General features: G+C 65.3%; 24 protein-coding genes and 1 riboswitch. Of the genes, 15 read left to right on the top strand and 9 right to left on the bottom strand.

Annotation, left to right across the window (positions count from 1 at the left end; translation table 11 throughout):
• Positions 1–63 precede the first annotated feature (63 nt).
• Positions 64–1,713, bottom strand: coding sequence for a glycosyltransferase family 39 protein (locus AC1DW2_RS08230; protein WP_477005679.1), 1,650 nt, complete (start codon positions 1,711–1,713; stop codon positions 64–66).
• 312 nt (positions 1,714–2,025) lie between these two features.
• Between AC1DW2_RS08230 and AC1DW2_RS08225 the strand changes: the two genes are divergently transcribed.
• Positions 2,026–2,886 (top strand): DUF308 domain-containing protein, encoded by an 861-nt coding sequence (locus AC1DW2_RS08225; protein WP_477005678.1) that lies wholly within the window; start codon positions 2,026–2,028, stop codon positions 2,884–2,886.
• Between the two features lie 158 nt (positions 2,887–3,044).
• On the top strand, positions 3,045–3,461 hold the full coding sequence (locus tag AC1DW2_RS08220) for a Ros/MucR family transcriptional regulator (RefSeq protein WP_063984587.1): 417 nt from the start codon (positions 3,045–3,047) through the stop codon (positions 3,459–3,461).
• A gap of 5 nt (positions 3,462–3,466) precedes the next feature.
• On the opposite strand, the gene AC1DW2_RS08215 is transcribed toward AC1DW2_RS08220, so the two are convergent.
• Both AC1DW2_RS08215 and AC1DW2_RS08210 read right to left on the bottom strand, forming a co-directional pair.
• Positions 3,467–3,895: a SufE family protein gene (locus tag AC1DW2_RS08215; RefSeq protein WP_028149946.1), complete on the bottom strand. Its 429-nt coding sequence runs from the start codon at positions 3,893–3,895 to the stop codon at positions 3,467–3,469.
• Positions 3,896–3,963: 68 nt separating this feature from the next.
• The gene (locus AC1DW2_RS08210; RefSeq protein ID WP_063984586.1) at positions 3,964–4,389 is read right to left on the bottom strand and encodes a DUF5330 domain-containing protein; all 426 of its coding nucleotides are present in this window, start codon (positions 4,387–4,389) and stop codon (positions 3,964–3,966) included.
• A 409-nt stretch (positions 4,390–4,798) separates the two neighbouring features.
• Between AC1DW2_RS08210 and AC1DW2_RS08205 the strand changes: the two genes are divergently transcribed.
• Genes AC1DW2_RS08205 through AC1DW2_RS08195 form a run of 3 tightly spaced genes read left to right on the top strand, consistent with a single transcriptional unit; the run spans position 4,799 to position 7,781 of the window.
• Positions 4,799–6,670 (top strand): PAS domain-containing sensor histidine kinase, encoded by a 1,872-nt coding sequence (locus AC1DW2_RS08205; RefSeq protein ID WP_477005677.1) that lies wholly within the window; start codon positions 4,799–4,801, stop codon positions 6,668–6,670.
• A complete protein-coding gene (locus AC1DW2_RS08200) occupies positions 6,663–7,379 on the top strand; it encodes a peptidoglycan-binding domain-containing protein (RefSeq protein WP_085402709.1) in 717 nt (238 codons plus the stop codon). The genes AC1DW2_RS08205 and AC1DW2_RS08200 overlap by 8 nt, the downstream gene beginning before the upstream one ends.
• Before the next feature lie 57 nt (positions 7,380–7,436).
• Entirely contained in the window at positions 7,437–7,781 is a 345-nt protein-coding gene (locus AC1DW2_RS08195) for a DUF1491 family protein (protein ID WP_063986550.1), read from the top strand.
• Here the strand turns inward: AC1DW2_RS08195 and AC1DW2_RS08190 are convergent.
• Positions 7,778–8,752: a DUF2336 domain-containing protein gene (locus AC1DW2_RS08190; protein WP_477005676.1), complete on the bottom strand. Its 975-nt coding sequence runs from the start codon at positions 8,750–8,752 to the stop codon at positions 7,778–7,780. The two genes, AC1DW2_RS08195 and AC1DW2_RS08190, sit on opposite strands and share 4 nt — an antisense overlap.
• 255 nt (positions 8,753–9,007) lie before the next feature.
• Between AC1DW2_RS08190 and AC1DW2_RS08185 the strand changes: the two genes are divergently transcribed.
• Both AC1DW2_RS08185 and AC1DW2_RS08180 read left to right on the top strand, forming a co-directional pair.
• Positions 9,008–9,196, top strand: coding sequence for a hypothetical protein (locus AC1DW2_RS08185; RefSeq protein ID WP_014496746.1), 189 nt, complete (start codon positions 9,008–9,010; stop codon positions 9,194–9,196).
• 15 nt (positions 9,197–9,211) lie between these two features.
• Entirely contained in the window at positions 9,212–9,973 is a 762-nt protein-coding gene (locus AC1DW2_RS08180; protein WP_477005675.1) for a hypothetical protein, read from the top strand.
• Here the strand turns inward: AC1DW2_RS08180 and AC1DW2_RS08175 are convergent.
• Positions 9,970–10,833: a LysR family transcriptional regulator gene (locus tag AC1DW2_RS08175; protein ID WP_477005674.1), complete on the bottom strand. Its 864-nt coding sequence runs from the start codon at positions 10,831–10,833 to the stop codon at positions 9,970–9,972. The two genes, AC1DW2_RS08180 and AC1DW2_RS08175, sit on opposite strands and share 4 nt — an antisense overlap.
• 93 nt (positions 10,834–10,926) lie before the next feature.
• On the opposite strand from AC1DW2_RS08175, the gene AC1DW2_RS08170 reads away from it, so the two are divergent.
• On the top strand, positions 10,927–11,754 hold the full coding sequence (locus AC1DW2_RS08170; RefSeq protein WP_477005673.1) for an MBL fold metallo-hydrolase: 828 nt from the start codon (positions 10,927–10,929) through the stop codon (positions 11,752–11,754).
• Here the strand turns inward: AC1DW2_RS08170 and AC1DW2_RS08165 are convergent.
• A complete protein-coding gene (locus tag AC1DW2_RS08165) occupies positions 11,751–12,647 on the bottom strand; it encodes a LysR substrate-binding domain-containing protein (protein ID WP_477005756.1) in 897 nt (298 codons plus the stop codon). The two genes, AC1DW2_RS08170 and AC1DW2_RS08165, sit on opposite strands and share 4 nt — an antisense overlap.
• Positions 12,648–12,784: 137 nt before the next feature.
• On the opposite strand from AC1DW2_RS08165, the gene AC1DW2_RS08160 reads away from it, so the two are divergent.
• From AC1DW2_RS08160 to AC1DW2_RS08140, 5 genes are all read left to right on the top strand, one after another.
• Complete coding sequence (locus AC1DW2_RS08160) at positions 12,785–13,546, top strand: SDR family NAD(P)-dependent oxidoreductase (protein ID WP_477005672.1); 762 nt, start codon at positions 12,785–12,787, stop codon at positions 13,544–13,546.
• Positions 13,547–13,568: 22 nt separating this feature from the next.
• On the top strand, positions 13,569–14,414 hold the full coding sequence (locus AC1DW2_RS08155) for a transketolase (protein WP_477005671.1): 846 nt from the start codon (positions 13,569–13,571) through the stop codon (positions 14,412–14,414).
• Positions 14,411–15,421, top strand: coding sequence for a transketolase family protein (locus AC1DW2_RS08150; protein WP_477005670.1), 1,011 nt, complete (start codon positions 14,411–14,413; stop codon positions 15,419–15,421). Before AC1DW2_RS08155 ends, AC1DW2_RS08150 begins: the two co-directional genes overlap by 4 nt.
• Before the next feature lie 169 nt (positions 15,422–15,590).
• Positions 15,591–16,616 carry a TRAP transporter substrate-binding protein gene (locus AC1DW2_RS08145; RefSeq protein WP_166351341.1) on the top strand — a complete coding sequence of 342 codons (1,026 nt, stop codon included), beginning with the start codon at positions 15,591–15,593 and terminating at the stop codon, positions 16,614–16,616.
• A 41-nt stretch (positions 16,617–16,657) separates the two neighbouring features.
• Positions 16,658–18,505, top strand: coding sequence for a TRAP transporter large permease (locus AC1DW2_RS08140; RefSeq protein ID WP_477005755.1), 1,848 nt, complete (start codon positions 16,658–16,660; stop codon positions 18,503–18,505).
• 114 nt (positions 18,506–18,619) lie between these two features.
• On the opposite strand, the gene AC1DW2_RS08135 is transcribed toward AC1DW2_RS08140, so the two are convergent.
• The 3 genes from AC1DW2_RS08135 to AC1DW2_RS08125 form a co-directional block, all read right to left on the bottom strand.
• A complete protein-coding gene (locus AC1DW2_RS08135) occupies positions 18,620–19,699 on the bottom strand; it encodes a Cj0069 family protein (protein ID WP_477005669.1) in 1,080 nt (359 codons plus the stop codon).
• A gap of 160 nt (positions 19,700–19,859) precedes the next feature.
• Entirely contained in the window at positions 19,860–20,267 is a 408-nt protein-coding gene (locus AC1DW2_RS08130) for a GFA family protein (RefSeq protein WP_208085752.1), read from the bottom strand.
• A 138-nt stretch (positions 20,268–20,405) separates the two neighbouring features.
• Positions 20,406–22,754: a TonB-dependent receptor gene (locus AC1DW2_RS08125; protein ID WP_477005668.1), complete on the bottom strand. Its 2,349-nt coding sequence runs from the start codon at positions 22,752–22,754 to the stop codon at positions 20,406–20,408.
• A gap of 200 nt (positions 22,755–22,954) precedes the next feature.
• Positions 22,955–23,162, bottom strand: a riboswitch (cobalamin riboswitch).
• 230 nt (positions 23,163–23,392) lie between these two features.
• Here AC1DW2_RS08125 and AC1DW2_RS08120 point away from each other — a divergent pair.
• Positions 23,393–23,758, top strand: a complete 366-nt coding sequence (locus AC1DW2_RS08120; RefSeq protein WP_477005754.1) for a hypothetical protein — start codon at positions 23,393–23,395, stop codon at positions 23,756–23,758.
• 102 nt (positions 23,759–23,860) lie between these two features.
• Positions 23,861–24,253 carry a FixH family protein gene (locus AC1DW2_RS08115; protein ID WP_477005667.1) on the top strand — a complete coding sequence of 131 codons (393 nt, stop codon included), beginning with the start codon at positions 23,861–23,863 and terminating at the stop codon, positions 24,251–24,253.
• Positions 24,254–24,327: the final 74 nt, after the last annotated feature.

The raw sequence follows: 24,327 nt of genomic DNA, 5'->3' as shown, positions 1-24,327 counted from the left end.
GCGCCGCCCGATGACAGGCTCCGCGTAATGCGGGGGCCTCACGAAAGGTCCCGGAGAAAATTATTACGGCGCCGGGATCGACAGCAGGCTGGAAATGCTGCGGCCGCGGATGTCGTAGACGCGGGCGAACACCACGTCGTCGCGCTTGATCTCGACCATCACGGGCGCAGTGAGGCCCTTGCAGTAGAACTCGCCGAGCGTCATCGCGAAATCGGCCGCGTTGGAATCCCAGCCGATGGTGAAGTCGGGCCCGAGCGCGACCTGGGCCGGGCGCTGCGGACCGCACACCGCGACCTTCCATTTGCGGTTGCCCGGCGCCACTTCCTGCCGCTCGACGATCTGCTCGCGCAGTTCGTCCGAGGCCTGCTTCAGCGCAAGGCCCCAATAGTCCAGCATGAAGCGGTCGTCGGCGCCGCGCACGGTGCCGGCGATGTGGTTGAAGTGCGTGTATTGATAGGGATGCAGCCGGATCATCTCGGCCAGCGACAGCGCGAGGCCGAAGCAGAAGGTCGCGAGCACGACGGGCTGCCAGGTGCGGTGGTTGGTGCGCAGGCGCTCCATGGCCCAGGCAAAGGCGACGCCGCCAAGCACCGCCATCGGCGGGATCACAAAGACGAAGTGGCGGATGCCGTTGTACAGCGCCGGCCGCTTCACCATCGCGATTGCGAGCGGCAGGGTCGCCGCCAGCGTCAGCATCAAGAGGATGGTCTTGCGGCGAGCCGGAACCTCGCGGCGCGGCAGCATCGCGAAGGTGCTGACCACGGCGCCGCCCATCAGCACCAGCATCACCTCGGGAAGCTGCAGCGCGAACAGCGTCGGCAGATAGGACCAGGGCATGTCGGGCACGGACACGATCGCGCCGTCGAACATCTCCTTCCAGGGCTTCTCGAAGAAATGCGAGAAATAGGTCAGGGCCTCGAAGGGATTGCCGGGCTCCATGATCGACCACGGCCAGATCAGGCCCATCACGAGGTAGCCGAACACGAGGCCGGGCAGCAGCACGTAGACGACATGGGCGAATCGGCGGGCTGCTTCGCGGGCGCCTTCGGTGCGCAGCTCCTCCAGGAACAGCGGCATGAAGCCGATCATGGCGTAGACCAGCGCGAGGCCGCCGAGGACGCGGCAGCCGAGCGAGAGGCCGGCACCCAGGCCGACAATCAGGATCGTGCGCGGCGACGGCTGCGGATATTCCTCGGCGAGGCGTACGAGGCCCAGCATCAGGATGATCATGGCCACCGCGAAGGGCGCATCCTTCGGGTTCATGAACATGTGGCCGTAGAAGATCGGGCAGAGCGCGAGCAGCAGCAGCGCGGCAAGACCGGCAAGGGGCCCGCCGATGCGGCGGCCGAGCCGCCGCGTCACCGCAAGCCCGATCACGCCGACCATGGCGCCGAGCAGGCGTCGCGTCTCGAACAGCTCGAGCGGAATGACCTTGTGCAGGAGAGCCGCGACCATGTCGAAGCCGCCGCCATACATGTAGAGATTCGCGAAAGAGAGCGCCGCGGTGTCCCTGAAGCCGGAACCGAACATGCGCAGCAGCAGGTCGGCATATTCAGCGTGGGTGTAATCGTCCCAGCCGAGCCCGTAGTCGCGGAAGGTCAAGCCTGCAATGACGGCGACCGCAGCCAGCACCAGCATGGCGAGATCGTCGCAAGTCCGTTCAACCGAGCGCCGCAGAGGCGTGTCGATCGCCGAAGTCGTGATGGATGTCATGGCTATTGGTGACCCGGAATCCCCTCTTGGCCCTGCTGGTGCCCGCGGGCCACTTCCCCGGAATCCCTATAGCGCAGTTCCATTACCAAGTAATTGGGCATTATGGCTAAAATCCTGATGCGACGCAGCAAATCCAGACAGTTGAGAGCAGCTTAGAAGTAGCGGGCCGTAGCTGAAGGGAATGTGAATAAGTCCCTGATATCCTTCCCTTTAGGAACGCAGGCTCTAATTCGCCGTTGGCGTGGAACACCGTATGACGGTATCGTGGCGTAACGGGTGTCGCGCACGGCTGCGCGACCAGGGGTGAGTTCGATGAGCTTGGCATTGTTGATTGTGGGGATTTTCGCCGTCCTGGCGGGCCTCCTTACGATCCTGTTCGGCTTCACCGTTAGGGAGGCCAGCCTCGGCAGCACCCTCATAATCTCCGGCACCATTGGCGTCTGCTCCGGAATGTTACTGGCCGGCCTCTACGTCGTGGTCGTGGAACTGAAGGGCATCGCCCGCCGGTTGGCCGGATCGGCCGTGCCGGGCGAGGTTCGGGTCAGGCCCGTGCTGCCGGGCCTCGCGGTGCCTGGCGCGCCAGTGTCCGAGCCGTTCCCGGCATCGGCGACGAAAACCGAGCCACCACCGGCCGCGGGTCTGCCGCCGTGGCAGAGCGAGGCCGCCGCGCGCGAGCGGCCGCGCGCCGAACCGCCGCCGGAGCCGGAAGCTCCGACACCGCCTGCGGCTCCGGAAGCGCCGCGCCGCCGCAACCTGTTGTTCGCATCGTCCTCCCGCAAGGAGCGCGAGCGCGCGGAGGCGAAGGCGACAGAGAGCTTGCCGCCGCAGCCTCATGACGAGCCCACGGAACCGACCGCCCCGGAGAGTCAGCCGGCGAGCTTCGACGATGCCTGGCCGAGGCCGGACCGTATGCGGCCACCGGAACCGCCGGCCGCCGGGCGTCGCCCGCCGCCGCGCTCGCCGTCGATCTTTACCGAGCCCGGCCCGCCGCCGCCTCCCCCCGAACCGACGCCGGTCGAGCAGGCGCCCGTGACCGTGCTCAAATCGGGTATCGTCGACGGCATGGCCTATTCGCTCTATTCCGATGGCTCGATCGAAGCGCAGATGCCGGAAGGCATGATGCGCTTCGCCTCGATCGACGAACTGCGCGCCCATCTCGACCAGCGGTCCTGAGGCCGCCGCGTCCAAGTAGAGCGCCATCGTTCTTGTCACTTCGTCAGTAATCAGCTCATATTCGTCAGTCGTCTTATTTCGGCCGAATGTATTGTTGACACGGAATACTTAGGCGTCGTCTCTCCGGCGAGACGCAAGGTCAGGGAAAGGTCGGGCCCATGTCGGATAACGGGGCTAAGAATTTCATCGAGCTGACGGCGAGCATCGTGTCCGCCTATGTCGGCAACAACCCGACGCCGGCGGCCGATATCCCGAACCTGATCAGTCAGGTGCATGGCGCCCTGGTGCGCGTCTCGTCAGGCCGCACCGAGACCGCGCCGCTCGAGCCGGCCAAACCGGCGGTGTCGCTGAAGAAGTCGATCGCGCCGGACTATCTGGTCTGTCTGGAAGACGGCAAGCGCTTCAAGTCGCTGAAGCGCCATCTGCGCACCCAGTACAACATGACGCCGGAGCAATATCGCGAGAAATGGGGCCTGCCGGCCGACTATCCCATGGTCGCGCCGAACTACGCGGTGGCGCGCTCGCAACTGGCAAAGCAGATGGGACTGGGGCAGCAGCAGCGGAAGCGGAAGTAGTCGCTTCAGGTAGCTTCCGCGAGCGCCTCTTTCGCGTCGGTCTTGATGCGCTCGACCATCGAGCGCAGGCCGTTGGAGCGCTGCGGCGTCAGATGATCGCGAAAGCCGAATTCGTTGAACACCGCGATCGCGTCGGTCGCAAGGATCTGCTGCGGCGTGCGGCCGGAGTAAAGCGAGAGCACGATCGCGACCAGCCCGCGCACGATGTGGGCGTCACTGTCGCCGCGATATTTCAGGATCGGTGCGCCGCCATCGCGATCGACCAGCTTCTGGAGCCAGACCTGGCTGACGCAGCCATTCACCTTGTTCTCGGCCGAATGCTCGGATTCGGGCATCGGTTCCAGGGTGCGGCCGAGCTCGATGACGTACCGGTAGCGGTCGTCCCACTCGTCCAGAAGCTCGAAATTGTCCCTGATTTCGTCGATCGTCGTCATGCTGGCCCAATGTTCCCGTTCAGGCCAATATAAGGATGCGAGGACGCGAAATCGATAGGGTTTGGGCGCTAATTCGCCGGCGCCGCCGCAGGGCCGCGCCATTCCAGCGCGAGGTCGTCCTGGCTCAGGGTGTCGCGCGGCGCCTCGCCCGAGGCGGCATCGCCTTCGCCGGCCAGCGCGATCGAGCCGGTATGATCGGGCGCCTTCTTGTCGGTCTTCTCGAGCTGCTCTTTCTTGTCGTTGATGATCTGGTAGATCTTCTTCGCGCCGTCCTGTGCGCGCTGGCCGATGATGGTCGCGGCCTGGCCGCCGACCTCGCAGGCCGCCGGCTGGCGCTTGCAGAACTGGGTCACGTCGGAGACGGCCGCGGTCGCAGCCTGCACCGCATCGGCGGCGCCGATCTGCGGCAGCTTCTCCGATTCGGGCGTCTTGTCCCGCGGCAGGAGCACCAGCACCAGCCCGAGCCAGAATGTGATGCGGAGCAGAAAGCGCATCTTATCGACCTGTATGTTAGATCCCGCCGCGGCGATGCCCGCGAGGCGCCGGACCTAGCAACTCTCGATAAATCGCAAGTGATTGCCTTCCGCTTAATTCGCGGAAAATCTACGCAAGAATCTTCCCGAACCGCCACGTCGTAAATTTTCGATTGACGCCGGAGCCCCGTGATTTCGGTGGCGCCGCTTGTCCACCAATTCGAAACCATGCGGGGACTGGTGAAACCCTGTGTTCACCATCCCCGATGATGACGTGGTCAAATCGCCTAAAAATCTCCGCGATGACACAGTGTCCGGCGGCGGGCCGCATTGCCTTAGCACTCGTTTAAGGTCGCTCTGACACGGTGGCTCAACGATAAGGAGGCGTTCCGGCGCGTCTTCTCGACGAGTGGGCCGAAGCGCGAGACCCGTGACAGTTTTGAGTATCATCCGCGATTGTCTCGATGCACTGCTGCATCCCTCCGCGCGTTACGACGCGCTGACGCGAGCGCGCCATCGTGCCTTCATGGCGCCGCGGCTGCTCGGCAGCCTGGCCGCGTTTGCCGCATTCCCGGTCTATCTCGCGACGCGCGGCGCGCCGAGCGCGATCGAGGTCGCCGCCTTCGCGTGGCTGATCGCCCCCATTCTCCTGTCATGGTTCCTGTCGCGCACCGGCCGCTATGAAGGCGCCCATGTGCTGTCGTCGCTGGCGCTGGCCGGCTTGATCATGGCGGTTGCCGGCACCACCGGCGGCATCGAATCATTCGCCGCGATCTGGCTGGTCGTGGTTCCCCTGGAAGCCGCGCTGTCGGCCTCGCGCCGCGTCGCGGCCTTTGCCTCCCTGCTTGCGCTGTCCTGCGCCGGCGTCCTGATCCTTGCCGGCCAGCTCGGCTGGCTGCCGGCCGGAGACGCCAGCGCCGCACAACGCGGCGTGCTGATGGCGTTCGGCGTCGCCTCGGCGACGCTCTATGCCGCGGGCCTCGCCTTCGGTGCGGAATCGCTCGCGCGCACCAGCGTTGCGCTGCTGTTGCGCGAGGAAGAGCGCTATCGCCTGCTGGCGCGCAACATGAGCGACGTCATCTCGCGGCATCGGCGCAACGGCGCGGTGCAGTTCATCTCGCCGGCGGTGGAAGCCATGCTCGGCATGCCTGTCGCGCAGCTGCTCGGCCACGGCCTGTTCGACCGCGTCCATGTCGCCGATCGTCCGGCCTATCTCACGGCGCTCTCCGATGCCGCGCGCGGGGACGTGCGCAGCGTCGAGTTCCGGCTGCGGCGGGAGCCGGCCGGATCGGAGCGTGGCCAGGTCGATTTCATCTGGGTCGAGATGCGCTGCCGGCCGCTCGACCAGGACATGGGCCGCCAGGATATTGACGGTGACGCCACGCGCGAAGCGGAAGTCGTCGGCGTGATGCGCGACGTCACCGATCGCAAGCTCGCGGAGCAGGCGCTCGATCAGGCGCGCAGCGCCGCGGAAGCGGCCGATGCCGCCAAGACCCGCTTCCTCGCCACCATGAGCCACGAGCTGCGCACGCCGCTCAACGCCATCATCGGTTTCTCCGAGATGATCGCGCAGGAGCAGACCCTGATGCTGGGTGCGGCCCAGCGCAAGGAATATGCCCAGCTCATCAACGATTCCGGCCAGCATCTGCTCTCGGTCGTCAACGGCATCCTCGACATGTCGAAGATGGAATCGGGCAATTTCGAGATTGCGTCGGAACCGTTCGCGCCGCGCGCCTCTCTGATGCATTGCTGCAATCTGCTGGCGCTGAAGGCGCGGGAGAACGGCATCGACCTCATCACCGATGCGCCGCAGGACCTGCCTGTCATGACCGGCGATCCGCGCGCCTTCAAGCAGATCGTGCTCAATCTCGTCGCCAACGCCATCAAGTTCACCGAGCGCGGTGGTCAGGTCACCGTATCGGCCGCGGTGTCCGGATCGCAGCTCGCGCTGCGCATCAGCGACACCGGCGTCGGCATTGCGGCGGATGATCTCAAGCGCATCGGCGCGCCGTTCTTCCAGGCCGGAAAGACCTATCAGCGCCGTCACGAAGGCACGGGCCTCGGACTTTCGATCGTCAAGAGTCTGGTGGCGTTGCATCTCGGCGAATTGACTGTACAAAGCAGGCTCGGCGAGGGCACCTCCGTCACCGTCAGGCTGCCGCTCGTCTACACGCCGCCGCAGGCCAAGACGCCCGATAGAATGGCGGCCGAGAGCAAGATCGCGTCGCTGACACCGGTGCCGCGCCAGGAGCTTCAGGACCAATCTCACGACCAACCAGCTCTGGTGAAGAAAAGTGCCTAAGAAGTCTGCCAAGGACGAAGCCGCTCCGCGCCGCCGTGGCGCCAAGGCCGCGGTCATCGATGTCGAGACCGAGCGCAATCTTGCGATGCGCATCCTGCTGCACAGTCCCAAGGACACGCTGGCCGGTCTCGTCGGCGTCGCCGCAGTCAGCGCGATCGTTGCCAACGCGCTGTTCCTTCAGACCGGCCGGCATCCGGCGCCGATGTTCGGCACCGTGATCAATCTTCCCGCGCCGTCGTCCGTGCCGCTGTCGAACCCCTTGCCGCGTCCGCGCCCCGTCGGCGCGGATACCTCGCCGCTGGAGCCGAGAGCGACGGAATTCCGCGCCGAGCCCAAGCCTGTCGAGCGCGCCGCCGAGAAGGCCCCCGAGAAGCCGGTCGAGGCGACGGCATCGACGCCGCGCGCGGGCGATCCGATGACCAATCTGGTCAAGCAAACGACGTCGGCGCCGCCGCAATCCGTCGCCATCGCGCGTCCGCCGGCGCCGATTCCCGTCGCGCAGAGTCCGGCCGCGCGGCGTATCGCCGGCGTGCAGCGCGCGCTGTCCGAATACGGCTATGGCAATTTGAAGATCACGGGCACGATGGGCGCAGAGACGCAGTCCGCGATCCAGAAATTCGAGCGCGAGCACAAGATGCAGGTGACGGGTCAGGTCTCCGACCGCCTGCTGCGCGAGCTCGGAGCCGCGATCGGCCACCCCGTCGAATAAGCGTCATTGTTGTGCGAAGGCTGGTGCTGATTGCAGCACTGGCCTATCGTGCTCTTCATGCGTTTGAAATCAAACATTTGGGTTTCCGCCTACCTGCGCCGGTGCCAGACCGAAGGCGTGTTCGGGGCGGTGCGTCGTCGCGGTGCCGAGGAGGCGGGCGCGGTATTCGTGAAGGTGTCGCTGCTCGACGGCAACGCGATGCTGTACGTACCGGCGCCGCAGACCGTCTATGACGACGGCCGGCCGGTCGATCGCTTCTTCGTGCCACTTGCCGCGCAGCCGATGCCTGAGCCAGCGGTCGAGGAGCGCCTCACCAAGGAAATCCGCTTCGATCCGGACGCCTGGATCGTCGAGACCGAGGACCGCAAAGGTCGTCACTTCCTCGAATTGGCGAAGACCTAGCGGTCCGATCCGTCGGTGCCCGTCCGCACCGCAGGCGCCGAGCCCGGCTGCACGCCCGGCCGGGTCTGGCTGGCGCCCGCACGCGCGCGCTGGCGTTCGCTCTCGTGCAGCGACGACTGGTATTTTGCGCGCGTGACCGCGAGCGTCGAGCCGCGCCAGGCCGCCAGCATCACGAGCGCAGAGCGGTCGCTGAGCCGGTCGTAGAGCCGCGACAACCGGTACACCGCATCGACCGACGTGCCGATCTCCGGCTTGAAGAACAGGAGGATGCGCTGGAAGTTCGGGCTCGGCATGTCGAGCGCGCGCGCGGCGATTGCGAGCGCTTCGCCACCGGCATCGTCGACGATCTGGGCTGCGACGCGCGAGGGCAGGATCAGGCTGTCGCCGAGCTCGTAGGTGAAATTCTCGACATCGTTGGCGATTGCCGCCATCTCCAGGATCTGGATCGCACGCTTGGCACGCACGGTCGGAATCCGTGGCGCGGCCTTCAGCGGGGTCTGCCCCAGATTGTGCAGGACCAGCGCGCGCTGGGTCGCATCGGCGCGGAAGAACATGTCGTGGATCTCGGCCGCTTCCTTCGGCTGCATCGCCATGTTGGCGGCCATGCGCAACTCGGCGTCGGTCGGCGTGCGAGCAGGCGAAGCCGCCTGCGGGGAGCTGCGAATTTCGCGCGCGAGCGGAACCCTGCGGCCTTCCTGGGTCGCAACCAGCCCGAGTTTCTGCAGGACCGGGACGGGCGTCTGCGGATAGATCGCAAGCTTCGCCTTGACGGCCGCGCGCGTCGCATCGTCGACCTGGTCGATCAGCCGCGTCGCAAGCTCGATGAACTGGCGCTGCTCGTCGTCGCTGTGGGTGGGCGCCTGGACATAGAGGTCCGTCAGCACGCGCAGCAGCGTCGGGCGAACATCAACGCCTTCGCGACGGGAGAGGCTCATCAGCCCGTCGAATCCGGGAAACAGCGACTTGGTCATGGAGAGATACGCGACCTGGAAAAGATACTCGTCCGCGAGCCTAACGCAGGTTCCTTTAAAGGCTCGTTAAGGAAAACGAGGCGTGAAGTCGACCCCATCATTTCAGGTGTTGTCGTCCCGCAACGGGACGCGGGAGGCCGCCCGTGAAGTTACGGTCCGGAAGGCGCGTTTACACCCCGTTAACCATGAACTGATCTTAATGAACGCACGTTGCACCAGCGCGCTCGGTCGCGCGGCAATTGATAGAGAGCTGATATGGGGACCATTATCGAATTTCCGGCCGGTCGCCGGGCAGGCTCGTCGGGGGATGCCACGCCGCGTACGGAAACGGGAACGATTCTGATCCTCCCCGTGATCCGCATCGAGCGCCAGACGGAAGAAACCAGCGGCGATCGCGGGCCGGAGCAGGGCACAGCGCCGGGGCGCCGTCGTCGTCGCCGCTAGCATCCGGCTTTTGCAATGCCGGATGCCATCCGCCAGATTCGGCCTGTCGTAACGGCCGTCCTGCTCGCACTCGTCGGTGCGACGCTCGGCGCGTGCAGCGGCGGCGATTTCGGCCGCACCCGCGCTGACATGCGCAGCGACGACATGCATCGCTGGCTCGGGACCGAGGCCACCGGCAGCGTCGGCCTGAAGTCGTCCCAATTCCAGCTCACCGACGCGGAGCGCCAGCTTCGCGATCTCGCCTATCCCATGATCGAGCCGCCGCTGTCGCGGCCCGCCTGGAAGAGCGTATTCGGCGACTACAGGGCGCTGCCGTCGCCCTGGCAGCAGAAGGTCGTGTTCGACCGCACCATGTATGGGCGCACGCTGATCGACGAGCCGCATCGCTCGCATTCATCGCGCTATGCGCAGCTGATCGAGGACGTGCGCAACGACATCACCCGTTTCGAGCCGTTCTTCGGCTCCGCGATCCGCGTCATCGATCTCGACAGGAAGCGCGATGCGACCATGGCGCGGGTCTCCGAGCTCTCGCCAAGGGAGAGGGATGATGCGGTCGCGCGCATGCGGGAGAACTCGCTAATCATCCAGTGGGTGCAGCAGTGCCTGGAGCAGCGCGTCTCGTCCTATCGCTGGGCGCTGGAGCGTCTGGTGATCCAGGCGCCCGACGGCATGGCCGCCGATGCCGACCGCCTGATCGGCGAACTCGCAGCCCAGACCGCCAATCCGCCGGTTGCGGCCCAGCCGCCCTATGGCCGCGCAGTCATCTCGAAGGGCTAGGATTTCCTGCGTTTGTTGCGCCGTGGGCCGGTCGGATCCGGCTTGCGCCGCTGCTTCTGAAGTTTCCGGACAAAATCCTTCAGCGCATCCGCGAGCGGCACTGATGCGCGGTAGGCGAGGCCGACCTCGCGTTTGACCCTGACCTCGATCTCGCGCACCGCGACGTCGGGATTGCCGCGCGCCACGCCTTCCGGGACGATGGCAATGCCGACGCCGGCCGCAACCAGCGCCATCGCCCAATCCTCCGATTGCGCGACCGCCGCGGTCTGCCTTCGTTGTGAACTCCGACCGAAGAATTCGCTTTGCTCGCAATGGCAGCGGTCGATCAGGGGGACGCCGGCGAGATCGGCGGTCCGCAGCTTCTCCTTCAGCGTCAGCGGATGCGAGGGCGGCAGCGCGGCGACGTAGCGCTCGCTCCATAGCGCGACGAAATGCTCGTCAGCGCGGAGCATGCTCTTCGAGATGATGCGCGCATCGGCGCGCTCGTCGCCGCCGACGAGGCGGAGCGCGATGTCGGTGCGCGCCGTAAGCGGCTTCAGCAGCGCGATCGTTCGGGGTATGTCGAGCGTGCGCATCAGTCCCAGCGTGACGGTGGTCTTCGTATTCGGCTTCCTGAACAGGCTGCGTGCGGCGTCCGCCTCGTCGATGATGCGGCGGGCCAGCGCATGAAACTGCTCGGCTGAGGCGGTCGGTGCGACGCCCTTCTTGTGCCGGATGAACAGCGTGGTGCCGAGCTCGGCCTCCAGATGGGTGATCGCGGTCGAGATCGACGGCTGCGACACGAAGCAAGCGCGTGCCGCCGCGGTCAGATTGCGCTCGCGATACACGGCGGCGAAGTAGCGAAGCTCGCGGATGTCCATAGGATGTGCCTAGAGATAGTATCAATATTCAATATTTTACCTATAGATCGCCCGGTGGCAAGAACGCCCTGCTCACAACAGCAGGGAAGCGCGATGAAGATCCACCACCTCAACACCGGCACGATGTGCCCGATCGGCCGCCGCCTTGTGAACGGCACCGGCGGCCTGTTCCAGCGCGCCCGCCTGGTCTGCCATTGCCTGCTGGTCGAGACGAGGGACGGACTCGCTCTGGTCGACACCGGCATCGGTCTCGGCGATATTGCAACGCCCGATCGTCTGGGTGGCCGATGGCTGCGCCAGACCGCGCCAAGGCTGGACCCGGCGGAGACGGCGGTCGAGCAGGTGAAGGCGCTCGGCTACTCACCCGGCGATGTGCGCCACGTGCTGCTGACGCATCTCGACCGCGACCACGCCGGCGGCGTGCCGGACTTTCCCCATGCCGCGATCCACGTCCACCGCGCCGAATACGACATGGCGGTGCTACGCAAGCCCGCGCCGCCCGAAGGGCGCTATGTCACGGGGCAGTGGAGCCATGGGCCGGGCTGGACATTCTATGGCGAGGCCGGCGAGGACTGGTTCGGCTTCAAGGGCGTGCGCGCGCTCGGCGACAAGGAAGCCGACATCCTGATGATCCCGCTCGCCGGCCACACGCTCGGCCATTGCGGCATCGCGGTGCGATCAGGTGACAAATGGCTGTTGCATGCCGGCGACAGCTATTTCCACCACGCCCAGCTCGACCCATCGCCGCGCGTGCCGTTGATGCTGGGCTATTTCCAGCGCAAGGGCGACATGGACCGTGGCATGCGGATCGCCAACCAGGCGCGGCTGCGCGCGCTGAAGCTGAACCACGGCGACCGCGTGACCATCGTCAACAGCCACGATCCCGCCGATTACGAGCGCTGCCGGTGCGGTGCGCATTAGGGTGTCGAAGCTGGGCCGCCAGCTGCAAGCTCACGCGTGATCCAGTCGGCGAAAACCCGGATCGGCCGACGCTGCCGGCTTGCGCGCGGAAAAACGAGATGGTGGCCGACATAACGGATGTCGACCGAGCGTCCCGCGAGGGGCGCAACCAGCCGCTTCGTCGCGATTTCCCGTTCGGCCAGCCGTGTTGATTCCAGCGTCACGCCGAGGCCGCTCGACGCCATGGCGATCGCCAGGAAGCTGCGATCGAAGCGCATGCCGTGAATGGCCGGCGCTTCGAGCCCGTTTGCGGTGAACCATTGGTGCCACTGCACCTGCTTCACGTCCGAGCGGATCAACACCTGGTCGAGCAGGTCCTTCGGTTTGCGAATTTTTTTCGCGAGTTCGGGCGTGCAGAGCGGCGTCACGGTCTCCTCGCCCAACGGAATGACCTCGACGCCCTCTGCCCTCGGCTGGCCGTACACGATGTCGATGTCGAAGTCGTCATTGCTGAACCGGGCATATTCCGTGTTGGCGGCGAGTCGGACCTCGAGCTTCGGCTCGGCGGCCATGAAGCGGGCGAGGCGCGGGGCGAGCCACTGGGCGGCAAAGCTCGGGGCGCAGTGCACCCTCAACAATTGCGGTCCGCGGCCCGCGACCTCTTCGATGCCCCGGCGCAGATTGTCGAACGCGGCGCCGGCGTGACGCATCAGGTTCTCGCCCGCCGGTGTCAGGCGGACCGCCCGGGCGCTGCGCTCGAACAAGGTGGTGCTCATCGCGCTTTCGAGCTTGCGAATGGCGTGGCTCACCGCGCTCGGGGTGAGATGAAGCTCGTTCGCCGCATCCCGGAACGAGCCGGTGCGTGCGGCCGCCTCGAAGGCGCGGATGGACGATATCGGGATACTGGACAGCAGCATCCGACAAGTGAACCAAATTCACCCATGCAAGACAACAGCGCGTTTGTGGGAAATCGGGCGGGGGCATAATCAACCGGGTCAAGAACAGCGGCGCCTTTTGGGGTGCCCGGCAACAGCCATTCAGGGAGGAGTAGATGCTGCTACGCGGCAAGACTGCAATCATTACCGGAGCGGCCTCTCCGCGGGGCATTGGACTTGCAACCGCCCGCCGCTTTGCGGCCGAAGGGGCCCGGGTCGCCATTCTCGACATCGACGGCCCTGCGGCGGAAGCGGCCGCGCGCAGCCTCGAATCCAGCACCGGTGAGCCGCATCTCGGCCTCGCCTGCAACGTGGCCGACAAGGAAACCTGCATCAGGGCCGTCGAGGCGGTCATCGCCAAATTCGGCCAGATCGACATCCTCATCAACAACGCGGGCGTGACCCAGCCCGTGAAGCTCCTCGACATCAAGGCCGAGGATTGGGACCGCATCCAGGACGTCAATCTCAAGGGCATCCTGTTCCTGTCGCAGGCCGTGATCCCGCATATGCAGAAGCGCAAGGGCGGATCGATCGCATGCATGTCGTCGGTCTCCGCCCAGCGCGGCGGCGGCATCTTCGGCGGACCACACTATTCGGCGGCAAAGGCCGGCGTGCTCGGGCTCGCCAAGGCGATGGCGCGCGAGTTCGGCCCCGATGGCATCCGCGTCAACTGCGTGACGCCGGGCCTGATCGGGACCGACATCACCGCCGGCAAGCTCACTGACGAGATGCGGGCGAAGATCCTCGAGGGAATTCCGCTCGGCCGGCTCGGCGAGGCCGCCGACGTCACCGGGATCTACACCTTCCTCGCCTCCGACCTCTCGGCCTACGTGACCGGTGCGGTCATCGACGTGAACGGCGGCATGCTGATCCACTGAGCGGAGCAGAGGAGAAACGATCATGACAACACCGACGCTCGCAAACGCGCCGACGCTCGCACAGCGTGCCCGCAACATCCGCCGCAACGCCTTGCTGATGGGCGAAGTCCAGGGCCAGGGCTATATCGCACAGGCGCTCGACATCGCCGATGTGCTGGCGGTGGCTTATTTTCACGCGATGCGTTTTCGCGCCGAAGATCCCACCTGGGAAGGCCGCGACCGCTTTCTGTTGTCCAACGGACATTATGCGATCGCGCTCTATGCGGCCCTGATCGAGGCCGGGATCATTCCCGAGGCCGAGCTGCAAACCTACGGCTTCGACGAGAGCCGGCTCCCGATGTCGGGCATGGCCTCCTATACGCCGGGCATGGAGATGTCCGGTGGCTCGCTGGGCCTTGGCCTTGGCATCGCCGTCGGCATGGCACTCGGGCTGAAGCGCAAGAAATCGGCAGCGCGCATCTTCACGCTGTTTTCGGACGGCGAGCTGGACGAGGGCTCCAAATGGGAAGCCATCATGTCGGCCGCTCATCACAGGCTCGACAATCTGATCGGGGTCGTCGACGTCAACAATCAGCAGGCGGATGGGCCCTCCAGGCAGATGCTGGGGTTCGAGCCGCTGGTCGACAAGCTTGAGGCGTTCGGCTGGTTCGTGCAGCGGGTGGACGGCAACGATCTCGACGCGGTGGTGGGTGCCTTCGATGCCGCGATGGCGCATCCGGAAGCGAAGCCCCGCATGATCGTCGCCGACACGTTGATGGGCAAGGGCGTTCCCTTCCTGGAGCAGCGCGAGAAGAACCACTTCATTCGCGTCGAGCCGCACGAATGGCAGCTCGCCCTGTCTGCACTGAACGCGGGAGACCAATCATGAAGTCCGCCGGATCGACACCCTCCGCAAAGCCGCGGCTGACCACGTCCGCCATGATCGCTTCGATTGCGGCGGAAGGGCAGCGCACCAAACCGGCGCCCTTCGGTCACGCGCTCGTCGAACTCGCTCGCAGCCGCGAAGACATCGTGGGCATGACCGCCGATCTCGGCAAATACACCGATCTGCACATCTTCGCGCAGGCCTTTCCCGATCGCTACTACCAGATGGGCATGGCCGAGCAGCTCCTGTTTGGCGCCGCGTCGGGCCTGGCCGCCGAAGGCTTCATGCCGTTCGCGACGACCTACGCGGTGTTCGCCTCGCGGCGGGCCTATGACTTCATCCACCAGACCATCGCGGAAGAAGACCGCAACGTGAAGATCGCCTGCGCGCTGCCTGGCCTGACGTCGGGCTATGGACCGAGCCATCAGGCCGCGGAGGACCTCGCGCTGTTCCGCGCGATGCCCAACATGACGGTGATCGACCCCTGCGATGCGCACGAGATCGAGCAGATCGTGCCGGCCATCGCTGCGCATCGTGGACCGGTCTATATGCGGCTGTTACGCGGCCAGGTGCCGCTGGTGCTCGACGAGTACAATTACCGTTTCGAGCTCGGCAAGGCCGCGCTCCTGCGCGACGGCGCCGACGTCTTGATCATCTCCTCGGGCATCATGACCATGCGCGCGCTGGAGGCTGCCCAGGCCCTGTCGGATGACCGCATCAACGTCGGCGTCCTGCACGTGCCGACGATCAAGCCGCTCGATACCGAGGCGATCCTGCGCGAGGCGGGCAAGCCGGGCCGCCTGGTGGTCGTCGCCGAAAACCACACCGTGATCGGCGGTCTCGGCGAAGCAGTCGCGGCGCTCCTGATGCGCTCGGGCGTGCATCCGACATTCCGGCAGATCGGGCTTCCCGACGAGTTTCTCGCCGCCGGCGCGCTGCCGACGCTGCACGACCGCTACGGCATCTCGACCGCAGAAGTGAAGCGGCAGATCAAGGAGTGGCTGCGCTAGCGGCACAGGCAGCCACCATTCACGATCGATCGGGCCAAAATGTTTCGCAGCGCTGCTGCGGAGAACGAGAGCTGCTGTCCAATGCCGACGCATCGAGAGCCGGCCTGCAGCAACAGCTGGCGGCGAAAGCCGTCGCTACAGATCAATCCATGCTCAACAGGAGGAGACGATGACCCCGCGGAAGCCAATCACCCTCAGCCGTCGCAAGTTGCTCATGGCCGGCGCAGCCGTGCCGCTATGCGGCATTCTCACGCGTCCCGCTTCGGCCGCGGAATTCACCTACAAGCTCGCGACCGGCCAGGATCCGACCCATCCCGTCAACGTTCGCGCGAAAGAGGCGACCGACCGCATTCGCGAGGCGACGAGCGGGCGGCTCGACATCAATCTCTTTCCGGCCAACCAGCTCGGCTCCGATACCGACCTGCTGACGCAGGTGCGCAACGGCGGCGTCGAGTTCTTCAATCTTTCCTCGCTGATCCTCGCGACGCTGGTTCCGGCGGCGGGTATCGTCAACCTCGGCTTTCTGTTCACGAGCTATGACGCGGTCTGGAAGGCGATGGACGGTGAGCTTGGCACCTATATTCGCGCGCAGATCGCCAAGACGCCGATCATGACGGTGTCGAGCGCCTGGGACAACGGCTTCCGCCACGTGACATCGTCGGGCCGCGAGATCAGGACTCCGGAGGACCTCAAGAATTTCAAGCTGCGCGTGCCGGCCGCGCCCAATCTGACGTCGCTGTTCCAGGCGCTTGGTGCAGGACCCGCGCCGATCAATTTCAACGAAGTCTACTCGGCGCTGCAGACCAAGGTGGTCGACGGGCAGGAGAATCCGCTGCCGATCATCGCGACGGCCCGGCTCTACGAGGTGCAGAAAACCTGCTCCCTGACGGGGCATGTGTGGGACAATTACTGGATCCTCGGCAACAAGCGCGCTTTCGAAAAACTGCCAAAGGACGTGCAGCAGATCGTGACCCGCGAATTCGACCGCTCGGCCAAGGACGAGCGCGCCGACATCGCGAAGTTGAGCGACACACTGCGCTCGGATCTGACCGCCAAGGGCATGCAGTTCATCGAGGTCGACCGCGGCGCGTTCAGGCAGGCGCTGGCGAAGACGAGCTTCTATGCCGACTGGAAGGCCAAGTTCGGTGAAGAGGCCTGGGCGCAGCTCGAGAAAGCGGCGGGCAAACTGTCATGACCGCGATCAACCATATGCCGAATATCGATCAGGGTGCCGCAATGGCCGCACCTCAGTCAAGTGTGCACCTGTGGGCCGCCAGGGCCAACAAGGTGCTTGGTCATGTGGTTGCGATCCCGGCGGCACTGCTGGTGCTGGCCGAGATCGTCGTGTTGTCGGCCGGCATCGTCGGAAGATACGTTTTTCACGCTCCGATCATCTGGGCCGACGAGCTCGCCGGCATTCTGTTCCTGTGGCTCGCCATGCTGGGATCGGTGATTGCCTTCCAGCGTGGTGAGCACATGCGGATGACGGCTATCATCGGCATGCTTCGGCCCGACGCCCGCGCGTTCCTGGATGTCGTTGCCGCCGCGGCGTCGTTGGCGTTTCTCCTGCTGGTGATCCACCCGGCTTACGAGTTCGCGGCCGACGAGGTGTTCGTCACGACGCCGGCGCTGGAAATCGTCAACAGCTGGCGCGCCGCGGCGTTACCCGTCGGCATCGGATTGATGCTGGTCGCCGCAGTTCTGCGGCTGGCTCGCATCGCTGGCTTGCGGAGCCTGCTGGCCGCCGTAGCGCTCGTCGCCGGGATCATCGCCGCGCTTGTGCTGGCGGGGCCGCTGCTCAAGCCTCTCGGCAATCTCAACCTGCTCATCTTCTTCGTGATCATCGTCGGCGCCATGGTCCTTGCGGCGGTGCCGATCGCGTTTGCCTTTGGCCTTGCAACCGTCGGCTATCTGGCGCTGACGACGGGCACGCCCGATGTGGTCATCATCGGGCGCATGGACGAAGGCATGAGCCATCTGATCCTGCTGGCGGTGCCTCTGTTCGTGTTCCTCGGCCTACTGATCGAAATGACCGGCATGGCGCGTGCCATGGTGGGCTTTCTCGCCAGCCTGCTTGGACATGTGCGTGGCGGTTTGCACTATGTGCTGGTCGGCGCGATGTACCTGGTGTCGGGAATCTCGGGTTCCAAGGCGGCCGATATGGCAGCGGTGGCGCCCGTGCTGTTTCCCGAGATGACCAAGCGGGGCGCCAAGCCTGGCGATCTCGTCGCGCTGCTTGCCGCAACCGGCGCCCAGACCGAGACCATCCCGCCCTCGCTGGTGCTGATCACGATCGGCTCGGTCACGGGCGTGTCGATCGCGGCGCTGTTCACCGGCGGTCTGCTGCCCGGCATCGTGCTGGCGATCGGGCTCTGCTCCGTGGTCTGGTGGCGATATCGCGGCGAAGACCTGTCGCATGTGAAGCGCGCGAGCGGGCGCGAGATCGGCCGCGCCTTCGTCATCGCGATTCCGGCGATGGCTCTGCCCTTCGTCATCCGGGCCGCGGTGGTCGAGGGCGTTGCGACGGCTACCGAGGTGTCGACCATCGGCATCGTCTACTCGGTTCTCACCGGGCTTCTGATCTATCGCCAGTTCTCCTGGCGCCGCCTTTATCCGATGCTGGTGGAGACCGCGTCACTGTCCGGCGCGATTCTGCTGATCATCGGTGCCGCGACCGGGATGGCGTGGGCCCTGACCCAGTCGGGTTTCTCGGCATCGCTCGCCAAGGTCATGACCGCGCTGCCGGGCGGAACGCCGGTCTTCCTCGGCGTTACCATCGTGGCGTTTGTCATTCTGGGCAGCGTGCTCGAGGGCATCCCGGCCATCGTTCTGTTCGGGCCGCTGCTGTTTCCGATCGCCCGTCAGGTCGGGGTGCACGAGGTGCATTACGCGATGGTCGTCGTTCTCGCCATGGGCATCGGTCTGTTCGCCCCGCCGTTCGGCGTCGGCTACTATGCGGCCTGTGCCATCAGCCGCATCAGTCCCGACGAAGGCATCAAGCCGATCGTCGGCTATATCGTGGCCTTGCTGATCGGCACGCTCGTGGTGGCCGCGATACCGTGGATATCGACCGGATTCCTGTGACGTGGGATGGCACGGGCGCGTTGATCGCGCCACCACGGGGCTCGTCAACGCTGCCCGTTGTGCACGGAGACATCCGGCGACGTCACAGCACGGCTGCCGGCCTAGTGTTCCGCGTTATGCGCCCGAACGCACTGCTTGAATCCGGAGCAAGCGGTGCTTCACCGTTCGGGCGATTGCCGCTGGCGCGTCGTCGGGAATCGCAAAGCATGAGCTCGCGTTGATCTCGCACAGGACGTAGGTGTCGGTACCGGCGGCGTCGCGGGGCCCGTACAGGAAGTCGGCGTCCCAGATCACCGGCAGCGACGGTTCGTCGATGCCGAGCGTGTCCATCAGCTGCGGCGTCCATTCGTCCTCCATCGATCTTCGGAGCGTCTGGAATTGCGAAGCATCGGGTCCATGCATGATCCGTGGGCCCGGCTGCGCCTCGGGTGCGTCGGGGCCTTCCGGCGGCGGCGGGATCAGGGCCTTGATCAATTGATGCCCGAAGCCCGCGACCTTGGCGCCGCTCATGTAGCAGCGGATCATGCCGTCGGGCAGGCGGGGTTGGAACGCCTGGTCGATGACGCAGCCGCCCCATCCGAAATACGGTTCGCAGCGCGCGAGGAAGGCATCGAGCGGCATGTCCTCGGGCAGACTGCCGCGTTGGGCATGCAGCACGCGAACCATGGCGTCCGCGTTGGGCAGGGCCTCCACCTTCCACACCCCCTGGCCGCCATTGCCGCGATTTTGCTTGAGCACGCGCGGACCGTTCGCCTGAAGACGCGCGGGAAATTCGGCGCGGAAGCTTGCGGCGGTGTCATAGCGATGCGTGTCGGCTCCCCAGCCGAGATGACGCGTTCGGTAGAGCACCTCCTTGACGCCCATCTTCAGGATCACGTCGGGATGGGCGCTCACCCATGGCCCTTGCGCCGCAACGTCGCGAAGCAGCGGGTCGAGGGCCTCGCGCGTCTTGCCCTGATGGATCGGATCGACCCAGACGAGCACGCCATCGACGGCGAGCAGTTGATCGCGGACGGCGTCGGCGAAGATCTCGTCGTAGATCACCGGTCGGGCTTCGATGCCGACCGCGGCGAGTGCTTCGAAAACGCGGACGAAGCGGCTGTTTTGCGCCGTCGCGTCCCGGCGCGCGGCGGCGTCGCCGCGGGAGAGGATGGCAACGGTATGGCGGACAGGAGGATGGCGTTCGGTATCCATGCGCAAGCTCCACGAATGGCGTGCTGCGCAGAGCTTGGACCGAGGTCTCACGGGGAGTCTGCTTCGTCCCCACGCCGATCAATCTACGTGAGATCGTCCGGCCGTTGCAAGATGGTGTTTGTGCGGTTCCATCGAGACGGCGAACGCTTCGCGCGCGCCGCTACGGTGGCGGAGGATAGCGGTCGAATGTCGGCAGTTCGTGCGCGCGCTCCATCCATCGAAGGCGCTCTGCGACCTGGATGTGCATCGTCGCCGGTACGGCGTCGGGATCGTCGTAGGTCGCGCTCTGGACGTCGATGACCCCGGGCAACATGTCGGCATTGACATAAAACAGGCCGGTTCCGCAGTCGCCGCAAAAGTGCCGCCGCGCATGTTCCGAGGAGCTGTAGACCTTGGGCTCGCCCTTGGTCACCTTGACGGCATCGTCCGCGTACATCGTCCAGCCGACGACGGGAGCGCCCGCGTGAAGCCTGCAATCGCGGCAGTGACACAGCGCGTGCACGATCGCTTCGCCCTCGACCTGATAGCGGATCGCGCCGCAGTGACAACCGCCGGTGATGGTGCTCATGCGTTCCTCCCGATGGAAGACAGGTCTCGTTGATCGATAGCTCTCGAGACCTGCGGCTTCAACGGCGCAATCGATTTGCGATTGCGTCCTACTGTCGCGTGACAACTCCTGCCACGGCGCGGGCGAGGTGATCCGCGACTACCACTTGAACGAAGCCGCGACCTCGTAGCTGCGCGGCGCGCCCAGGATGATCTGGTCGGTGTAACCCGGATCGCCCCAGGCCGCGTAGAGCTTGTTGGTTAGGTTCCTCACGCGAAAGCTGATCCGGGTCTGGTCGACGCCCGGGAAATAGGCTTTTGGAATATCGACGAACGCGAACGCGTCGAAGATCGTGTAGGCGTCCATCGTGACCAGATTGTCCTGGAAGTTGAAGCGGTCGCCGACGTGACGGACGAGGCCGCCGATCTCCACCGGCAGCTTCGTGTCGAAGCGATAGGAGGCGCCGGCGTTGGCGATGAAGTTCGGAACGTTGGGCGGCGTCTTGCCCGAATAGGACTGGAAGTCGCCATTGCCGTCGACATAGGTGAAGTCGATGAAGCGCGACTGCACGAAGGCGACGTTGCCCCACAGTTTCAGGCCTGCGACCGGATTGACCGCGGCGGCGATCTCGACGCCCTTGGAGGCCATCTTGCCGGCGACGTTGAAGAGGATGCCGCTTTCGGGGACGTAGACGTTCTTGCGCTCGATGTCGAAGGCCGAGAACGTGGCCTCCGCGCGCTTGTCGGCCGACAGCAGCTTCACGCCGGTCTCGTAGGTTCGCGACGTCGTGAGCAGCAGCGGCGTCGTGGGCCTGAGGATGAAGATGTTCGCCACCGTCGGGTCGGCTGCCGTCGCGTACTGGCTGTAAAGCATCACGCCGGGCGCGATGTCCCAGGTGTAGCCGATGCGTCCGGTGACCGGATTGAACGTCTTCGAGAAAGGATAGCTGGCTTTCAGGAGGCCATTCTCGTCGAAGCGGGTCCGCGACAGCTCGATATTCTCAAAACGGATGCCGCCGATCAGCGCGAAGGTCGAGGTCAGCTTGAGCCGGTCCTCGAACGACAGCGAGGCGGTGTCGAGATGGGTGTAGATCTTCTCGTCGCTGCGCGGGCCGTAGAGGCCGCGGTCCGGATTGAGGAGGTCGACGTAGTCATTGAAGAACAGCGTGTCCTGCGAGACGTTGAACTGGTTGCTGCTCGCCGCCACGGTGGCGACGAAGCGATTGTCCATTCCGCCGAGATTGGAATTGACGGTGAGGTCGGTGATGTTGCCGTAGAGTCGCTGTGCGTGATCGAGCGCCAGGCGCTCGCGGTAGATGCTCTGCGCGCCTGCGAAATTGCCTACGGTCTGGTCAAACGACGAGATCTCGTTGTTGAACCAGTGCCGGTGGGCGTCATAGCCATAGACCTGGCTCTTCAGCGAGATGTTGTTGGTGATGTCCCATTGAAAGCCGCTGCGCAGCCAGAGCTCGTTGGCGCCGCTGTGATTGTCGAGCACGTTGTAGTTCGTGGTCAGCGTGCGCGCGTCGATGGTGACCGGGACCGGCGTGCCGCCGCCGAGGTAATAGTTGCTCCAGAGGCCGGAGACGACGCCATACGTCGGCACGATGCCCGGCGCGTTCGCCGGCACCAGCGGCGTCCCCCAGTAGAAGCGGTCGTTGTCCTGCCTGTATTCGGTCGCGCCCCAGATCCTCAGGTTCTCGTTGACGCGATAGTTCAGCTGGCCCGAGACGTTGCTGAGCTTCGAATAGGTGTCGTCGATAAAGCCCTTGTTGTTGAAATGGCTGATGTCGAAGCGGTAGTCGAGGCCGTTGATCAGCGTGCTGCCGCCCGATCCGTAACCGGCGCGATAGCCGTTGAAGGAATCGTAGGAGGTGAAGGCGTCGTTGACGATTGGTCCGGTGTGCGGCGCCTTGTTCACGTAGTTGATGGCGCCGCCGGTCGCACCGAGGCCCGCCACCAGCGAGTCCGGTCCCTTGATGATCTCGACCTGCTGGAGGCCAGCCACGTCCATGGGACGGCCGGTCATGGTCGACGGCCCGATCGGGATGCCGTTGTAGAGCGTGGAGATCTGGTCGCCGGAAAAGCCACGCATCGAGAAGATGGCGGGCGCGCCGGGCGCATCGCCGCCGGTGACGCCGACTGCAGCCTTGGCGACGTCGGTCGTGGTCCGGATGCCCAGGTCCTGCATCGTCCGCTGACTGATGACCTCGACGGTCGCCGGCATCTCGCGCGCCGTGATGCCGAGCCGGGAGCCGACGTCGGTGACGGCTGCCGTGTTGAGCGGCGTCTGCACCGGGCCGCTCGGAGCTTGCGCGGCCGGAACGGCGACAGCAGGGGCGCCACGATTGCGTCCCGCGGCGCGCCGGGCCGCGCGCTGCTTCTGAGTGCCCGGGCTGACGGCAGGAGCCTGTCGCGGCGCAGGCGGCGACACGATCACCGGACCGACCTCCCGGGAGCGGTTGTCCTGCGTCGCGCTTTGCGCGAGCGCCGCGGACGACAAGGACACCGACGAGAGCAGAGTAATCAGGAAAGCACGCGATAACGCTGGCCTTGCGCCAGCACGGAAATGAAGATTTTGCACGACAACGCTCTGCGGCGACGCAAACAAACCGTCACCGCGGTTGCCTTAGTCATCCACCTTCGCCCCAGGCGGCGGATGCACCGGCTACTTGTCCGACATCAGGGCACCCCGCCCAATGCGTTCGCGCGTGACCATGGCTGGTAGCAGGTTTCCTGGCTCGCGGGTCATCGCCTTCGACCACCTTCCCAGAGGCCCAAGCGGGGCTCCAGTGGTTCGTTTGGTCGTCGGCTATCCGCCTACAGTTGCGGGGGCAGCCGCGGAATTGCCCACTGAGGTGGACGCACCGCATTCCCTTGAAGAGTCCTTGCGGACACTACCGATCACGAAACTGGCATCAGGGGATGAGCGCGTCAACATCCGCGCGGGCTGTTCGACGGGCCGGTCGGTCGATGGTGGCCTTGTGTTGCTGTTTTGCACGATAGTCCTAGGGCTGCGTCGAAACGTCCAACCCGGCCTCCGTGCGAGCCTGGGTAACGGACGCTTGACCACGATCAATGACTGCCTTTGGTGTCCGAATATGCTACTGAGGCCGAGTTCCGGCCCGACAAGGTAAGTCGATATTGATGCAGTTCGTCCGTACCATCCTGGCAGTCGCCATCGCCATATCCCTGGCGATGCTGCCGGTTGGCGTGTCCGCGGCGAACCTCGCAATGTCGTCGGATGGCATGCAGACGGCCATGCACATGAGCGGCGACGCCGACATGTCGATGGACGATTGTTGTCCCGACATGAAGGGAACGGGCTCCCATAGCGGCGGCTACAAGTGCGGGATGGGCTTCTGCTGCGTTGGCGGGATCATCGCGCTTGGTGATGTCAGGCCCATGGCGTTCGAACGTCTCGCCGTCATGGCCAGCACGATGGCTATTCCCCCGGATCAGGTCGTTTCCTTCCGCGGCGGCAGTCCTCCTTTCCGACCTCCTCGAATCTGATCTCGCAAAGCCCGAGACGCGAGCGGCGTGCCTGCTCGCGACGACGACTGACGTGCGCGCTTCACGCGCCACGGCGAAAGATCAATTCATGAGGACAGGACAATGCTTTCCAAAATCAGCACCGCGGCTCTCGCCGCCACCCTTTCGCTTGCCGCTTCCGCCGCGATGGCGGGCGCGGGCGACTACGCCTTCGAGCCCGTCACTCCGCAGATGAAGAAGGGCGAAGACGTCACGCTCGCCGTTCGCCTGACGAACAAGCAGACCGGCAAGCCGATACCGGACGCAGTCATCTTCAAAAGCCGCCTCGACATGGCCCCGGACGGGATGGCCGAGATGGAATCGGCGGTCGCGCCGCTGCCGTCCAGGGAGCCGGGTGTGTACGCCTTCAAGACGGACCTGCCGATGGCTGGACACTACCAGATGACGCTGTCCGTGAAGGTGCAGGGCGAACCGGAGACCGTCACCGGCAAGGTGATCGTCACGGTGGTCAAGTGAGCGTTCGGGCGCTGCCCGGCAGCGCCCGACATTCCCCTTTTTCCTTCACACGGACGCGCGCTCCCGGGCGCGCG

The sequence above is a fragment of the Bradyrhizobium sp. P3_C3 genome, from assembly GCF_056402655.1.
This window is presented reverse-complemented; position numbering and strand designations above follow the sequence as displayed.

Excerpts from the sequence above, each read along its gene's own strand:
- AC1DW2_RS08150 (WP_477005670.1), top strand. The coding sequence starts at position 14,411 with ATGAAGTCCGCCGGATCGACACCCTCCGCAAAGCCGCGGCTGACCACG.
- AC1DW2_RS08185 (WP_014496746.1), top strand. The coding sequence starts at position 9,008 with ATGGGGACCATTATCGAATTTCCGGCCGGTCGCCGGGCAGGCTCGTCG.
- AC1DW2_RS08140 (WP_477005755.1), top strand. The coding sequence starts at position 16,658 with ATGGCCGCACCTCAGTCAAGTGTGCACCTGTGGGCCGCCAGGGCCAAC.
- AC1DW2_RS08170 (WP_477005673.1), top strand. The coding sequence starts at position 10,927 with ATGAAGATCCACCACCTCAACACCGGCACGATGTGCCCGATCGGCCGC.
- AC1DW2_RS08145 (WP_166351341.1), top strand. The coding sequence starts at position 15,591 with ATGACCCCGCGGAAGCCAATCACCCTCAGCCGTCGCAAGTTGCTCATG.
- AC1DW2_RS08195 (WP_063986550.1), top strand. The coding sequence starts at position 7,437 with ATGCGTTTGAAATCAAACATTTGGGTTTCCGCCTACCTGCGCCGGTGC.
- AC1DW2_RS08175 (WP_477005674.1), bottom strand. The coding sequence starts at position 10,833 with ATGGACATCCGCGAGCTTCGCTACTTCGCCGCCGTGTATCGCGAGCGC.
- AC1DW2_RS08115 (WP_477005667.1), top strand. The coding sequence starts at position 23,861 with ATGCTTTCCAAAATCAGCACCGCGGCTCTCGCCGCCACCCTTTCGCTT.
- AC1DW2_RS08190 (WP_477005676.1), bottom strand. The coding sequence starts at position 8,752 with ATGACCAAGTCGCTGTTTCCCGGATTCGACGGGCTGATGAGCCTCTCC.
- AC1DW2_RS08220 (WP_063984587.1), top strand. The coding sequence starts at position 3,045 with ATGTCGGATAACGGGGCTAAGAATTTCATCGAGCTGACGGCGAGCATC.
- AC1DW2_RS08155 (WP_477005671.1), top strand. The coding sequence starts at position 13,569 with ATGACAACACCGACGCTCGCAAACGCGCCGACGCTCGCACAGCGTGCC.
- AC1DW2_RS08120 (WP_477005754.1), top strand. The coding sequence starts at position 23,393 with ATGCAGTTCGTCCGTACCATCCTGGCAGTCGCCATCGCCATATCCCTG.
- AC1DW2_RS08225 (WP_477005678.1), top strand. The coding sequence starts at position 2,026 with ATGAGCTTGGCATTGTTGATTGTGGGGATTTTCGCCGTCCTGGCGGGC.
- AC1DW2_RS08215 (WP_028149946.1), bottom strand. The coding sequence starts at position 3,895 with ATGACGACGATCGACGAAATCAGGGACAATTTCGAGCTTCTGGACGAG.
- AC1DW2_RS08230 (WP_477005679.1), bottom strand. The coding sequence starts at position 1,713 with ATGACATCCATCACGACTTCGGCGATCGACACGCCTCTGCGGCGCTCG.
- AC1DW2_RS08180 (WP_477005675.1), top strand. The coding sequence starts at position 9,212 with ATGCCGGATGCCATCCGCCAGATTCGGCCTGTCGTAACGGCCGTCCTG.
- AC1DW2_RS08135 (WP_477005669.1), bottom strand. The coding sequence starts at position 19,699 with ATGGATACCGAACGCCATCCTCCTGTCCGCCATACCGTTGCCATCCTC.
- AC1DW2_RS08160 (WP_477005672.1), top strand. The coding sequence starts at position 12,785 with ATGCTGCTACGCGGCAAGACTGCAATCATTACCGGAGCGGCCTCTCCG.
- AC1DW2_RS08210 (WP_063984586.1), bottom strand. The coding sequence starts at position 4,389 with ATGCGCTTTCTGCTCCGCATCACATTCTGGCTCGGGCTGGTGCTGGTG.
- AC1DW2_RS08130 (WP_208085752.1), bottom strand. The coding sequence starts at position 20,267 with ATGAGCACCATCACCGGCGGTTGTCACTGCGGCGCGATCCGCTATCAG.